Source organism: Mucilaginibacter sp. SG538B (assembly GCF_013376065.1).
In the GTDB taxonomy this organism is placed as follows: Bacteria; Bacteroidota; Bacteroidia; order Sphingobacteriales; family Sphingobacteriaceae; genus Mucilaginibacter; species Mucilaginibacter rubeus.
In genome coordinates this window covers 1,330,895-1,344,859 of sequence record NZ_JABMJI010000001.1, presented here as the reverse complement: position 1 = coordinate 1,344,859, position 13,965 = coordinate 1,330,895, and the positions used below count along the sequence as shown (strand labels likewise).

At 43.6% G+C, this 13,965-nt stretch carries 12 protein-coding genes; 3 read left to right on the top strand and 9 right to left on the bottom strand.

What is annotated here, in order from left to right; genetic code table 11:
• The first annotated feature begins 582 nt into the window (after positions 1 to 582).
• Positions 583 to 5,280 (top strand): T9SS type A sorting domain-containing protein, encoded by a 4,698-nt coding sequence (locus FHW88_RS05435; RefSeq protein ID WP_176623722.1) that lies wholly within the window; start codon positions 583 to 585, stop codon positions 5,278 to 5,280.
• Between the two features lie 16 nt (positions 5,281 to 5,296).
• On the top strand, positions 5,297 to 5,497 hold the full coding sequence (locus FHW88_RS05430) for a hypothetical protein (protein WP_090524429.1): 201 nt from the start codon (positions 5,297 to 5,299) through the stop codon (positions 5,495 to 5,497).
• Positions 5,498 to 5,545: 48 nt separating this feature from the next.
• Here the strand turns inward: FHW88_RS05430 and FHW88_RS05425 are convergent, their stop codons facing one another.
• From FHW88_RS05425 to FHW88_RS05400, 6 genes are all read right to left on the bottom strand, one after another.
• On the bottom strand, positions 5,546 to 6,211 hold the full coding sequence (locus FHW88_RS05425) for a DUF4136 domain-containing protein (protein WP_090524427.1): 666 nt from the start codon (positions 6,209 to 6,211) through the stop codon (positions 5,546 to 5,548).
• A 212-nt stretch (positions 6,212 to 6,423) separates the two neighbouring features.
• Positions 6,424 to 6,996 carry a Maf family protein gene (locus FHW88_RS05420; RefSeq protein WP_176623720.1) on the bottom strand — a complete coding sequence of 191 codons (573 nt, stop codon included), beginning with the start codon at positions 6,994 to 6,996 and terminating at the stop codon, positions 6,424 to 6,426.
• A 171-nt stretch (positions 6,997 to 7,167) separates the two neighbouring features.
• The gene (locus FHW88_RS05415) at positions 7,168 to 7,689 is read right to left on the bottom strand and encodes a KdsC family phosphatase (protein WP_090524424.1); all 522 of its coding nucleotides are present in this window, start codon (positions 7,687 to 7,689) and stop codon (positions 7,168 to 7,170) included.
• Between the two features lie 150 nt (positions 7,690 to 7,839).
• On the bottom strand, positions 7,840 to 8,082 hold the full coding sequence (gene iscX, locus FHW88_RS05410; protein WP_090524422.1) for a Fe-S cluster assembly protein IscX: 243 nt from the start codon (positions 8,080 to 8,082) through the stop codon (positions 7,840 to 7,842).
• A 90-nt stretch (positions 8,083 to 8,172) separates the two neighbouring features.
• The gene (locus FHW88_RS05405) at positions 8,173 to 8,505 is read right to left on the bottom strand and encodes a 2Fe-2S iron-sulfur cluster-binding protein (RefSeq protein WP_090524420.1); all 333 of its coding nucleotides are present in this window, start codon (positions 8,503 to 8,505) and stop codon (positions 8,173 to 8,175) included.
• A gap of 19 nt (positions 8,506 to 8,524) precedes the next feature.
• The gene (locus tag FHW88_RS05400; RefSeq protein ID WP_176623718.1) at positions 8,525 to 9,307 is read right to left on the bottom strand and encodes a Rossmann-like and DUF2520 domain-containing protein; all 783 of its coding nucleotides are present in this window, start codon (positions 9,305 to 9,307) and stop codon (positions 8,525 to 8,527) included.
• Between the two features lie 82 nt (positions 9,308 to 9,389).
• On the opposite strand from FHW88_RS05400, the gene FHW88_RS05395 reads away from it, so the two are divergent.
• The gene (locus tag FHW88_RS05395) at positions 9,390 to 10,310 is read left to right on the top strand and encodes an alpha/beta fold hydrolase (protein ID WP_176623715.1); all 921 of its coding nucleotides are present in this window, start codon (positions 9,390 to 9,392) and stop codon (positions 10,308 to 10,310) included.
• A gap of 6 nt (positions 10,311 to 10,316) precedes the next feature.
• Here the strand turns inward: FHW88_RS05395 and FHW88_RS05390 are convergent, their stop codons facing one another.
• From FHW88_RS05390 to FHW88_RS05380, 3 genes are read right to left on the bottom strand one after another with little or no spacing between them, the layout of a single operon-like run.
• A complete protein-coding gene (locus FHW88_RS05390; RefSeq protein WP_176623713.1) occupies positions 10,317 to 11,033 on the bottom strand; it encodes a phytanoyl-CoA dioxygenase family protein in 717 nt (238 codons plus the stop codon).
• Positions 11,034 to 11,043: 10 nt separating this feature from the next.
• Positions 11,044 to 13,506, bottom strand: coding sequence for a cytochrome c biogenesis protein CcsA (ccsA, locus tag FHW88_RS05385; protein WP_176623712.1), 2,463 nt, complete (start codon positions 13,504 to 13,506; stop codon positions 11,044 to 11,046).
• A 9-nt stretch (positions 13,507 to 13,515) separates the two neighbouring features.
• Complete coding sequence (locus FHW88_RS05380; protein WP_091171412.1) at positions 13,516 to 13,926, bottom strand: cytochrome c maturation protein CcmE; 411 nt, start codon at positions 13,924 to 13,926, stop codon at positions 13,516 to 13,518.
• Positions 13,927 to 13,965: the final 39 nt, after the last annotated feature.

The window sequence follows — 13,965 nt, the reverse complement described above, 5'->3', positions numbered from 1 at the left end:
ATTTTTCAAAACAAACAAACACTGATTATCAAACACTTACATTTTATATAAAATACAAATTGAACACATATGCATTGATAATCAGAATATTACAATTCCGTACCACAAAAAGTTGAACACCCGTTTTTTTTAAAATTGAACACTTATCCGACGCCGCTCTGAAACACCCCATGTAGCGTATAGTCATCGTCACATTAACTTCAGTTGACTAATTGTTAATGGTGATGATTGTTAAAGACACATACCCCCCGATCAAACCTGAACAGTTTTTTACCGGAAACCAAAATCCTCACTCCTAACAGGAATATTTTGAAATATTTATCGTTGCGCAGTGATTAATTAGCCCTTACTGTAAGTTAACAGCCTGCTTATTGATTAAAAGCATAGTAGAAAATATTCCCCAAAGTGTGTAAACAATAATCAATAATTAATTTCTTCAAATTTTCCATTTTTTCAATAAAAGACATCACGACTGATGCCATTGGCAACACAAACCCATATTTGAGTTGAAATTTGTACTTTAATCCCGTTTTTATTGAATCAGCATCATTATTGACATTATTTGCCCGAAACCCTATTAATTTGAAAACACAATTACGCTGCGTTTTATTTACCGGATATCTGCTATGCCTGATCAGCGCAGTTGCGGCCCAGGAAACCAGCGATAACCTTACCTACTATTACAATAACTTTGAAACTTCCTCTGCCGGTACTACAACATCATTAGGAGCAACCGGGGTTGGTAATGCCACCCGCACAAGTTCATCGGTTACCATAGATGCATTAACTACAAGTCCTTTAAACGGCTCGGTAAGCCTGCGATCCGCGGTACCTGCAACCAACGCCATAAGCGCTATCAGGTGGGATTTTGTCGGAAGCGGCACATCAGGTAGCGTAGATCTTACCGCCAATGATTTTGAGTGGAACTTCATTTATAAAAACAACAGCAGTACAGGCCCCTCTGATCCTGACGTGATGGCTGTTGGAAACAATACCTGGCGTTATTGGCTTATCGCAAACGATTATACTACCAATAACATGCAGGGTATTTATATAACCCATACGGGCACGACACTCAGTTTGCGGTACAGGTATGACAATGGCACGAACTCGGGCCATTATAACGAGCTTCTTAACGCTACAATGGCCAATGATCAGCAAACATATATGATCAAGGTACAACGTTTAAAAAACGGCCGCTGGGCAATTTTTAAAGATGTTTTTGTAGCAGGCATGACCACAGCCAAAACCCTTGTTGCTTCAAGTACAAGCACAACGGGCGGCAGCTACAGCACATACTATTATTCCTATCTCGAATCAACATGTACTACTGCCGGTCGCTTCCAATGGGATAATTTTGATATGTATACCCGTGTGCTTCAATTTACCACCACAGGGGCAAACGGAACGGCTAATAATGTAACGCAACCTGCTTATTATGAAAGCGAAAGTGTAATCCTCTATGGCCTCAAAATAATATCAAGGGGCAACTTTGTTATTAACCAACTGGTAATGAACACATCCGGTGCAGGGTTCGAGGCCTATTTCAATAGTTCAGGGAGCTTATACCGATCAGATGATTCGTATTATTCTACCTCATCTGATGCATTGATAAGTTCAGTAACGTACACCGGTAACGCTATACAAGATTATAGTGTGGGCGACCTTATCTCAAGCTCGGGCAATACAGATGGATCCTACTCTGTCCCCGGCTATTATTTTTATACAGGTACGGTAAAAAGCCAGCTCAATTATGGTGGCAGCCCTACAGGCACCATTACCGTCACCAGCATTAATACCCTTACGGGGAATGGAAACAGCTCGGCCATTACTTATACGGGACCCTCGTCAAATGGTAATATCATAACTTTTGCAAATGCAATTGACTGGACAGGCGCTTCAGACAATAACTGGAACAATACCGGTAACTGGAGCCCCGCAACGGTGCCAACTTCCACCAATGTGGCACGCATAGGCGTTGTTTCATTTAAAAACCAGCCTATTGTTCAAAGTAGCGTACCCAGCATAGCATCCATGGTATTTGGCCCTTTAACCAGCACCCTATTCGGGTCTCCGTCAATTACCTTAACCATCAATAACACCTATTCGCTTACAGTAAACGGCACCATCACACAAAACCACAACAGCAGCAGCGGTGATGTAACAACAACCATTACAGGTACAGGGAATGCAACATTAAGCTGCAACTCATTTATAGTGGGCGATAATACAACACCACCGGCGCCAAACATATTTACCTCGCCAACATCAAATACCACTACCATCAATACCACAGTCCCTGTATTTAATATCACCAATTCGTTATCGTTAAATACTACCTCGTCGGCAATTGGCTATTACGCCTTGGGGTTCCTGCAAAACTATTCGGTAAATAATGCGGCATTTCATCTAAATTCCGGATCATTAACTGCAAGCAACATAGCCACCACCAATTCAAACTATGTAAACAGGAATGATGGTATAGTAACTGTAACCAACGCCGCATTAGTTGATATGGATACCGGTACCGGCGCCTCCACATTAACTTTAACAGGTAATACCCCAATAAGTGCTGCTACAGGTGGCACTATCGATTTCACCACCGGCGGCACCGGCACCGGACTCGTTAACTACGCAGCTACCTCCGGCACGCAAACAATATACGCTACTAATGACAGCTTTATAGGTACAAACCCATCCAACTATGATAACCTTACCTTATCAGGGGCAGCAGCCAAAACTGTCGACGGAGGCGCGCTAACCGTAAGCGGAAACTGGATCACAAGCGGTGGTGCAATAGACCTTAACACGAACAACCCCGTTATAACCATTACAGGAACCTGGACCAATTCAGCAAACGTAACCCAGGGTTCGGGCAATATTAGCATTACTGGTAACGCTACTAACAGCGCTGTTATTACAGGCGGTTCGGGCACACTAACTTTCAATGGCGATTACACCAATACAGGTACATTTACGGCAGGTACCGGGACAGTTTTCTTTAGTAAAGCAGGCGCTCAATCTCTTACAGACAACAGCACCAACGGCACAAAATTCAATAATGTTACTGTTAATGGCAGCGGTATAAAAACCATGTCGGGCACGGGTAAATTCGCGGTATCATCTTCGGGTATACTTACTATGGGCGGTACAGCTACCCTTGCCGCCGGCGGTGTGTTAACATTAAACTCCGATGCAACAGGTTCGGCCACTGTAGATGCTATCCCTTCCGGAACAGCAATTACAGGCAATGTAAACGTACAGCGTTTTATAAGCGGTGGCAATTCATATAACCGGGGGTACAGGTTACTTTCATCTCCTGTTAATACAGGTTCAGCAGCCAAGGTAATCAGTGTAAATTACCTTAAAAACTCATCATGGATAACCGGTACCACAGGCACAACAGGCGGCTTTGATAAATCGGGCAATCCCACAATTTACTGCTTCAGGGAAAACATAGCCTCGTCGCAAGTGTCTTTTACAGCCGGTAATTTCAGGGGCATCAACAATATCAACTCCCCGCCAACTTATATTTTTGATACCGACGGCTCACATACCATACCTGTCGGCAACGGTTTCCTTTTCTTTTTCAGGGGAGACAGGACGGCCGCCGATCTTGCAACTTCAACAACCGCAAGCTATGTGCCCACCAACACCACTTTAACAGCAACAGGTACATTAAATACAGGTAACATTACAGTAACCAACTGGTACAGCGGCACAACCAGCCTCTTGTTCAGCAATACTACAGGCAGCCTGGTTAACGGATATAACCTGGTTGGAAATCCTTACGCGGCCACCATCAATTGGGAAAAATTTAACCGCAGGGGCACAACAACAACCGTTTCCGCCACATCATCAATTTACGGGGCCGGTTTCCCCTCAGAGGTATCTTCGGCTGCAACCCTATCTGCTCCGGGCAAAATATGGGTTTACAATCCAAAAACAAAGCAGTATGCCAGCTACATGCAAAAGGCCACTGCTATATCTACGGCAGATACGACTACCAATATTAACCCCGGTATTTCGAGCGATGGCTATGCAAGTAATATGATAGCCAGCGGGCAGGCGTTTTTTATACAGGCTACCTCAGCTTCGCAATCATTAACTTTCAGGGAATCGGCGAAGTCAACAACGCAACCAACGGCATCAAATCTGATAGCCTTATTAAGTGCCCCTGCTGATAAGGGGTTGCAGAAGCTGGCGGCCACAGCTGCCGACATGGACATATTGAAGGCTGCCGAAGCACAATCAGCAGCATCACAACAAACTTCATCATCATTGGCCGAACCGATATTAAGGCTGCAAATGATAAAGGACTCCATTAATACCGATGATATTGTTATTGCGTTTAACAACGACGCCAGTACGGCTTTTGAAAATAGTAAAGACGCGGAAGACCTCGGAACCAATGGTGCACAGATAGCCTTGTCGGCCCTGTCAAGCGATAGCGTTAAAACCGTTATCCATCACCGGCCTTTCCCTAAAAAACAGCAGGAGATCATCCCCCTAACGTCTGACGCTACCTCATCCGGGCCATATCAATTAAAACTAAGAGCGCTTAGTAACGTACCTGCCATTTATGAAATATGGCTTAAGGATAACTTTACTAAAGATTCGCTGGATCTTAAACACAACAACATTTACAGCTACAATATTGATAAAAGTACCCCGGCTACTTTTGGTAAAAAACGTTTTCAGCTGATATTGCGCCAATCACCTGCATTGGGCCTGCGGCTGCTTGACTTTAATGCAGTAAAAACAACCGGCGGCGCTAAAACAACCTGGATTGTTGAAAATGAGGCCAACTACACCACATTTACACTGCAGAGAAGCACCAATAACGGCAAAACCTGGGAAAACCTGGATGTGATAAAATCGAACGGTTTGGGAACTTACTCTTATACCGACCCTAACCCGACAAAAGGCTTAAATAATTACCGTGTTCAGTTAACTGATTTAAACAATGATATCAGCCTGTCAAAAGAGCTGCCATTAATGTATGCCAATACAAAAAATAACATAAGCAATAGCCTGCTTACGATATACCCAAACCCTGTAACGGAAACATTAAACCTAACCATAGGGCAAACCAACGCTTCAGCAAACTATAATATTCAGTTAACTAACAGCAGTGGCATGATACTGAAGGCAGTAAATATCACACAGCTTTACTGGAAAAACAACGTAGCCGGTTTGGTACCCGGGACATATATCATAAGGGTTATCGATAACAAAACCAAGCAGTTGATTGGCACCGGTAAATTTTTAAAACAATAACAAGCGATTTGCGCATATGAAAAAAAAGTTCTTTTTAACCGCTCTTGTTTTTGCGGCCGCCACCCTAAGCTGTTTTGCCCAGTTAGATAATCCATGTGATAATGCCGACGGCGACGCTAACTGCCCGCTTGATGCCTGGGTTATTGTTTTAGCCGTAGCTGCCCTTACTTTTGCCGTAACCCATTTATACCGCAAACAAAAATCCCTCCAGGCTTAGCGCCCGAAGGGATTTTTGCATTAGTTCAATAATTGATCAGCAAATTTCTTATGCTTTTTTCATTGGCACCTGGTCTTGCTGTACCTGGTTAAGCTGTAGTTGTTCAATAATGCCGTTAACTACTTTGGGCAGTTCCTTTACAGTTTTTTGCGGGTTGTGCAGTTCGCCAACACCAAAACCACGCCATACCAGTTTGCGCGATTTGGTATCCATAATGTCGATAATCAGGGTACCTTCTTTGTAAGGTACGCGGGCATAACCGCCGCCGCCATAACCGTAACCATAAGGATATCCCCAACCCCAGCCGCCGTAGCCATAAAACGGACGATAGCCCCAGCCACCGCCCCAACCCCAGCCAAATCCTAAACCGAAGCCCGGGTAACCGCCATAGTAATAAGGATAAAACTCAGTTTTCATTCCCCGGCCGGTAACTGTGGTATAACTTACCAGTAAATCGGGGTTGTTTTCCTGGAATTTTAACCCTTTGTTTTCCAATGCCGAAATAGCCGCGTCCTTAACCTTTTCATCAGCCACTTCCTTTTTTACAACTGCGCCGGCTTTATTGGTCATGGTTGCAGGAGGTAGCCAGGCAAATGTACGGTAAGCGGATAAATCTGTTTTGTTTCGGGCTGCGGTGTAATAATTGTAACTGCTGCATGCAGACAAGGTGGCCACCAGCAGTAACACCAGCCCTGTATTAATAGTTTTTTTCATGACAAATTACTCCCTTTATTTAACACCTTAGACTATGCAGGAAACAAAGGTTTAAATTAAATAATTATTTATTTAATTGTACCGGAAAAAACACGCTTTATCAAAAAGTAACGATGTTTAGCGAAACTGTAACGACGAATAAAATGGTTTGCGAAAGGCACAAGTAATCCCCGCACAGGCAGCCGCACAATACTTGCGCCCGTATGTGAAATCTATTTGCTTAAGTTAAGCAATTGTGCATAAACCTTTTGGGTAGGTAAACCAACAACGTTGGTATATGAGCCTTCTATCCGTTCGATGCCTATCAGGCCTATCAGCTCCTGGATGCCGTATGATCCGGCCTTGTCAAGCGGCTGATACTTATCTACATAATTACTGATCTCGGCATCAGAAAGCTTGCGGAAGAGCACTTCGGTAAGATCATAAAAATTGTTATAACGCCCTTTATATAACAAACATACACCGGTAATAACCTGGTGTACACGGCCCGATAGCATTTGCAGCATTTCGATAGCATGTGCGCGGGTTTCGGGTTTACCCAGTATCAGGCCATCAATACAAACTATGGTATCGGCAGTAAGCACAACCTCATCCCCTACCGTTTCGTCAAATGCTTCTGCTTTTTTACGGGCTATATGCAGGGCAACCTCTGTTGGGGTAAGCCCATCGGGGAATGACTCATCAACCTCTTTAAGCACAACCCTGAAATCAATATCCATAAGCCGGAGCAGCTCCTGCCGTCTTGGCGATTTTGATGCGAGAATTACGGGTGGGATGATGTTCATATTTTTAGTTCATGGTTGATGGTTCATAGATCATGGTAGCTGCATTGATTAGTTCGTAGCAAATGGTTCATAGATCATAGTAGCAACAAAACTATTTATAACCATGATCTGCCGGGTTAATTCCATGAACCATTATCTATGGACTATCGACTATGTATTATGGACCAAACCCTACCAGCTATACGCCTGTTTGCTCATCCATTTATCCTGAACCTTGAGCACTTTTTCAATGATATCGCGGGCACAGCCTTTGCCGCCGCCGTAGGGCGATACGTAAGCGCTAACCGCTTTGATCTCTTCAACAGCATCGGCAGGGCAAACAGGCAGGCCTGCAAGCTTCATCACTTCCAGGTCGGGAATATCATCGCCCATGTATAATACATTTGTAGCAATAATGCTTTTTTCTTCCAGGTAGATCTTGAACCTTTGCGATTTGGTATGTGTGCCCATATACACATCCTGGATGCCAAGGCTGTTTAACCTGTACATGGCACTTTTTGAGCGGCTGCCCGATATCGCGCAAACATTATAACCGCATTTAACAGCTAACTGCAGCGCGTAGCCATCTTTAATATTAAAGGCGCGGCTTTGTTCGCCAGCTTCCGTTACAAAAACAGACCCGTCGGTCAAAACGCCATCCACATCAAAAATGAGGGTAGTAATATCTTTTAATTTATTCAGGAATGATTCCATGGTTGTGATTACACCGATTTTGTTTCGTGACTACACCGATTTGTTGAGGTGATTTCACCGATTTTTTTGATTATAGAATGTTTGCTTCGTGCTAAACTGCTAATCGCAAATTTAAAACTGCAAACCGCCAGCTCAAAACTGCCAATTGAATTATTGATTATCCCGCCACTCATATACCCAGGCCGACTGGATCTGCTCCAGGTGGCCTTCGTTTGATTCGGCACGGGTACCGGCAAAATTAGGCAGGCTCAATACCCATTCCAGCAGTTCGGTAAAACGGATGCGGTATATTTTTGATTCGTCAAAATCGTCACCAAACTTTTCATAAAGTTCAATGGCAATATCTTCATAATCATTCCAGTGAATTGGTAAGGCAAATTTATTATCGCTCATTGTTGTTGATTTTACGTACTACCCGGGGGTTACGCTAATACGTTGTAAATTATACGTTTTATTTATTGTTTAAACGGATTGATGCAAATATTAGTGGCCTAAAAACTGCGACTGATCCGGCAGGGTAACTTCAATGTCGCCATCAACAATCACACACTGGCAACCCAGGCGCGAATTAATGCGCGGGTTAACAGCCCTGTCAATAAAATCCTCTTCTTTATCGGATATCTCCTGGATATTATCCATCCCCTTGTTTACATAAACATGGCATGTGCTGCATCCGCAAACACCACCGCAATTGTGCTGTAGTTCAATGCCATTCTCCAGGCATACGTCTAATACAGATTCTCCTTCGGCTATAGGTAACTCAACGCTTTCGTGCCCTTTTTCCTCGAAATTGATCTTTATTTTATAAATGTTCATTTAAGCAAAAGTAACAAAATTACTCGGGTGCGGTAAACCCTTTATTGTTTTTGATAATACCCTGACTTAATAAACTGTAAATATCCTGTAACATAGGCATCTCGCTCAGCATCTGCATGTGAGTAGCCATAGTGCCCTCATCATTACGCACCGCAGGGCCGGTTTGTACATTGCGCGGTTCCTGCTCAAGCACTTTTTGGGCAGTTTCCAGGATCAGGGGGCGTAGCATGTTAAACTCCATTTGATTTTGCGCAAGCAGGTCCTGGGCAACCCCATACAAATAATTGGGAAAATTACAGGCAAATACCGCGGCAAGGTGCAATATTTTGCGCCGGGCGGAGTTAACGCTATATACATTATTACTGATGGTAAATGCCAGCTGCTTTAAATCAGCAAGTATACCATCATCAGCACCTTCAAGACAGAGCGGGACAGATCGGAAATCAACCTCTCTTATCTTGCTAAACGTTTGCAGGGGATAAAATACACCGGCCTTCGGGGTAAAAGCCAGCAAACTGTTCAAATCGGTTGAGCCCGATGTATGTACTATTAACTTTTTATGGGCCGACAACGCTTTAACAACAGTCGTTATAGCATCGTCCTTAACCGAAACAACAAACAATCCTGTATCGGGATTAATATTGTCAAGGTTATCAACAGCTTCGGCAGCTACATGGTAGGCTAAAAGCGCGGCATGCTGCATATCGCGGCTGTATACCTGTACAATACGGTGTCCGGCATTCTTAAAGGCCGCTGCCATGTGCGTAGCTACGTTACCGGAGCCTATTATGGTAATGTTCATATATTCTTTACAATAGATATAATTATTTAACTAACTGTAGTATAAATATTTCTGTATTTTAGAAACCAACATCTAATACCGCATGAAAATACTTAAAGTAAGCATTATAATTGTGATATTTCTTGTCGGGGCCGCGTCATTAATACTATACGGCTTCTATAGATATAACAATAAAGAAACCAAAACCTTAACCGATGCCAGCCGCATAAACATCCCTGGCAGCTTTATCAAATTAAGTCAGGGCGTAACCCATTACCAGCTTGAAGGCCCTGATAGTGCCCAGGTTGTTATACTTGTTCACGGTTTTAGCGTACCCTATTATATCTGGGACCCAACGTACGATTTTTTGATAAAAAAAGGATACCGGGTATTACGCTATGATATGTATGGCCGCGGCTATTCAGACAGGCCCGATGTTCCCTATAACCAGGAGCTTTACAATACGCAACTGCTCGATCTCATTAATCAACTTAAATTAAACGGGAAAATAAATTTAGCAGGCGTATCATTTGGCGGCGCGGTGATAACCAATTTTACCTGCAGTCACCCCGGTATGGTTAACAAACTAATCCTTGTCGACCCGGTATATGAACAAAAAAAGCCGGTAGCTCCGCAATATTTCACACTTTATAACGAAGCCGTGAACTCCGACGAAAGAGCAAAAGGACAAACAACCGATTTTCTTTATCCCAAAAACCACCCTGGGTGGATAAACCGTTACCTCCCCCAAATGGAGTATAAAGGGTTTAGAAACGCGCTGGTTTCAACGCTGTACAATTACAATCAAAATGGTCGTGAGAGCAATACCTGCCTCAACAGTACAGGCAAAAGCGTATTACTGATATGGGGTAAAGCTGATAAAACAGTATTGCCACGTTTCAGCGATTCTATCCGCAGCGTATTAAAGACCGACTTTTTCCCTGTTGATGGCGCAGCACATTTACCCATGATTGAAAAGGCCGACACCGTAAATGCTAAGATCCTTTCGTTTTTGAAGGGGTGATGATTGCTATTGCTTTACTTTCTCCGTCCAATCAATCCCGTCAGCAAGCGTTGCCCTGCTAAACTCAATATGTGCTACCCTACGCTTTTTGTTATTGGTAGTACGGTTTGAGGCGTGCATAAGCAATGGCCGCATGATCATGATACCACCGGCCTGTACATTACAACTCACTTCAGTTTCTTGCTGCCAGTCGATATTTTCAGGACGATAGATCTCTTTGAGATGCGAACCTGGCAACACTTTCAGGGCACCGTTACCTTCGTCGGTATCATCCAAATGGATCCGGATGGTGAAGTTATCCTGCAAAATATGGAGAGGCGGTTGCACGGCAAATTGGTTATGCTTAACCGTCCAGGGGCCGTAACCTGTTATCTCAATCTTTTTATCAACAGAAATGGTCAGATCCTGGTGCCACACTACAAACCAGTTGGATGTTTCGGGCTTATCGAAGTAGATAGATTTAACGGCAAAATAACCGTCACCAAACAATTGCTGTAAGCAGGTTTTTAATCTCCCCGTAAAAATCAGTGGCCTTATTTCGGGCACAGCCTTTAAAAACTGTCTTATGGCAAACAGGTCATCTGTTTGCCTAAACAGCGGACTGCTTTTATCCGCGTTTTCAATAGCGGCGACGATGACTTTTACTTCAGCTTCAGTATAAATATGCTCAACAACAGAAAACCCCTGCCGGGCTATTTCATACTGATGCCTGGTAATATCCATTTAACAACAGTTAAACGGTTTTAAGTTCTTTATTACGCCTTTGGATAGAAAGCAAAAAGCCAATCACCATAATGATAGTACCGCTCCAGAAGAAGTTGATATACGGGAAGCTGATAGCGCGCATCACAATCCATGGGCGTTTGTTTTGCGGCTGCTGGTAAACAGTGATTTCTACTTTTTTATTCTCAGGGTTGATCCTTGAAAAGCGCAGTTTTAAACCTGCGTCCTCTACCTTGCGGGCAAAATCAAACACGTTACCGCCCCTGATCATGAACACAGGTTCGGCAGTATACACCTTGCCATCATGCGCATGAACTTCGATATTAGCGCCGATAGCTACATCGTTAGCTGTAAGCGGGATATTTTGTACCGTGGCCTGTTTGTTTAATGATTTAACCAGCATAAAGCCGTCGCGGTACCTGATGGTATCGCCGATAGCCACTTCATGGGCTACAGGCTCATCGTAGTTTTTATCATCGTTACCTTCGTCGTGACCGGCCTCGCCCTGCATGGCAAAACCTTCGCTTGGGATAGCGGTAACGTGGGTATAAAGGTCATTCAATAAATAATGCTTGGTATCAGGCGATGAAGACATACCCGCATCGCGACTGGCCTGCACTTTGGGTTTAAGCACAAAGTTTTCAAGCAGTTTACCATTGGCATCAAACTTTTTATAATCAACCCTGTAAAAATGGTATGGTGATGAAATGGAGTCGCCAAGATAGGTAACTGTATAATCGCCCATTTTTACCGGGGTGTTTTTGTAGATCATGATATTTTCGCGGGCATTACCTGCTTTGGCATCAAAGCCCTGCACATTAACTACACCGCTTGCATTTTCAGATACCACCTTGCTGGTACCTGCCGCTATAACCGCGCCAACCATCAACAAGCCAAAACCCAAGTGCGCTACCGCCGAGCCGGCCAGTTTAAACTTGCCCTTAAAGGCATCAACCAAAACTTTAGCATTGGCAATAACCGAGTAAACCGAACCGCACATTACCAGATTGAATACGAAATTAAGGCGATAAACCCCGGTTAAGTAAACAACAAGCGCTGTTACCAGTATGGCAAACACAAGGTAAACACCGGTAGTTATAAAGAACCGGGTAATATCGGTCTTTTTATATTTCAGGAATTGCGTAAAGCCGGTCAATAAAGTCACCACAAACGCAAATGACGACTGGATCACGTTATAATGTTTAACAGCATCAGAAGGAGGTGCAATTTTGGTACCAAACATAGCATTCCATACAGGCACCGAAGTTACTACAATGAGATGGAAGCATGATAACCCTAAAAACACTGAACCAACAAACATCCAAAACTCGCGCGAGTAAGTTTCTTCGTCTTTTTTGGTGATTGGCAGTTCTTTCCATCGCCATACCAAAACCCAAACAGATAAAACAAGGAATATCAGGATGCCGATAACCAGTTGCCAGAACATACCTAAATCGGTAAAAGCATGAACTGAGCTTTCGCCCAGGATACCGCTTCTTGAAAGGAATGAGGTGTACCATACCAGTACAAAACTCAGCAATACCAGCAGTGTAGCTGTAAAATAGGAATGGCCTGTATTTTTAAATACGATAAGTACGTGCAATGCCGCAACCATGGTTAACCACGGAAATATCGAACCGTTCTCAACCGGATCCCAGGCCCAAAAGCCACCGAAGTTTAACGACTCATAAGCCCAAAACGAGCCCATGATCACACCGGTACCCAATATCATAGAACCAAACAGGGCGTATGATATAGCGGGCTGTACCCACTCTTTATATCGTTTTTGCCAAAGCCCGGCAACCGCATAAGCAAACGGAACTATAATAGATGCAAAACCCAGGAACAATGTAGGCGGGTGAATCACCATCCAGTAATTTTGCAGCGATGGGTTCATTCCTTGCCCGTCTTTTATAAAGTCGAGGTAGTTTGGCTGCGAGAAGATAGGCGCTTCGATACCTGAATTACGCAACAACAAGAATGGTGAACTACCAATGCGTTGGCCAAAGATATCGATACCCAGTACCATGGTTCCCAGAATAACCTGCGACAGGGCAACAACAGTCATTACCGGGCGCTCCCATGATTTAGCCCTTGCAATAAGTACATTACCTAAAACGGCCTGCCAAAAGGCCCAAAGCAAAAAGCCGCCCTCCTGTCCGTTCCAGAAACCCGATACCAGGTAGTAAACGGGCAGCGAACGCGAGGTATAGGCCCAGGCATAATGATACTCGAAATAGTGATTGTAAAGCACATAGAACAGACAGGTGCCCATTCCTAAAATAGAGATAGAATTTACGTAAAAACCTAAACGGCCTAAACGCTGCCAGCTGCTGTCGGCCTTACCGGCATCATCTGTAGTAGCAAAATAGTAACTTATAAATGACAGCAGGGCTGCACCAAACGAAAGAACAATAAAAAACTGGCCGATTTGTCCCGGTAAAAGGTGTTCGCCCTTAAAAACTGTATTCATCAAAAATGATTAAATGCTGGCTTGTTTAGCCTTCGCTTCTGTAACTTCTAACTTATCCTGGGTGTATTTGGATGGACATTTCATCAGGATCTTTGAGGCATGAAACTCGCTGCCAACCATCTGGCCGGTAAGTACCAATTGCTCCGAACGCTCAAAATCTTCCGGTTTGGTACCGGTAAAAACAACTTTACGCTCTTCGCCTTTATTATCTTTCATATAAAATGAAAAATAATTGGCATCCTTAGCAGCGTCATAAACCATTTCTTTTCCCTTGCTAAAATGGCCTATTACATGCAGTTCACTGCTGGTTTGCTGCGCTTCGGCAAAGGTTGCATAGGTGCTTGAGCTTGAATAAACACTTATGATAACCGCTATGGCTATAGCGATAACAACAAGACCAAAAATTGCACTTTTTTTCATCTGCGGTTTATATTATTAAAATAACGATTTGCAAAAATA

What these genes read in the sequence shown, in the direction of transcription:
- FHW88_RS05430 (WP_090524429.1), top strand. Translation starts at nt 5,297, where the DNA reads ATGAAAAAAAAGTTCTTTTTAACCGCTCTTGTTTTTGCGGCCGCCACC.
- iscX (WP_090524422.1), bottom strand. Translation starts at nt 8,082, where the DNA reads ATGAGCGATAATAAATTTGCCTTACCAATTCACTGGAATGATTATGAA.
- FHW88_RS05400 (WP_176623718.1), bottom strand. Translation starts at nt 9,307, where the DNA reads ATGAACATTACCATAATAGGCTCCGGTAACGTAGCTACGCACATGGCA.
- FHW88_RS05420 (WP_176623720.1), bottom strand. Translation starts at nt 6,996, where the DNA reads ATGAACATCATCCCACCCGTAATTCTCGCATCAAAATCGCCAAGACGG.
- FHW88_RS05405 (WP_090524420.1), bottom strand. Translation starts at nt 8,505, where the DNA reads ATGAACATTTATAAAATAAAGATCAATTTCGAGGAAAAAGGGCACGAA.
- FHW88_RS05390 (WP_176623713.1), bottom strand. Translation starts at nt 11,033, where the DNA reads ATGGATATTACCAGGCATCAGTATGAAATAGCCCGGCAGGGGTTTTCT.
- FHW88_RS05395 (WP_176623715.1), top strand. Translation starts at nt 9,390, where the DNA reads ATGAAAATACTTAAAGTAAGCATTATAATTGTGATATTTCTTGTCGGG.
- FHW88_RS05380 (WP_091171412.1), bottom strand. Translation starts at nt 13,926, where the DNA reads ATGAAAAAAAGTGCAATTTTTGGTCTTGTTGTTATCGCTATAGCCATA.
- FHW88_RS05415 (WP_090524424.1), bottom strand. Translation starts at nt 7,689, where the DNA reads ATGGAATCATTCCTGAATAAATTAAAAGATATTACTACCCTCATTTTT.
- ccsA (WP_176623712.1), bottom strand. Translation starts at nt 13,506, where the DNA reads ATGAATACAGTTTTTAAGGGCGAACACCTTTTACCGGGACAAATCGGC.
- FHW88_RS05425 (WP_090524427.1), bottom strand. Translation starts at nt 6,211, where the DNA reads ATGAAAAAAACTATTAATACAGGGCTGGTGTTACTGCTGGTGGCCACC.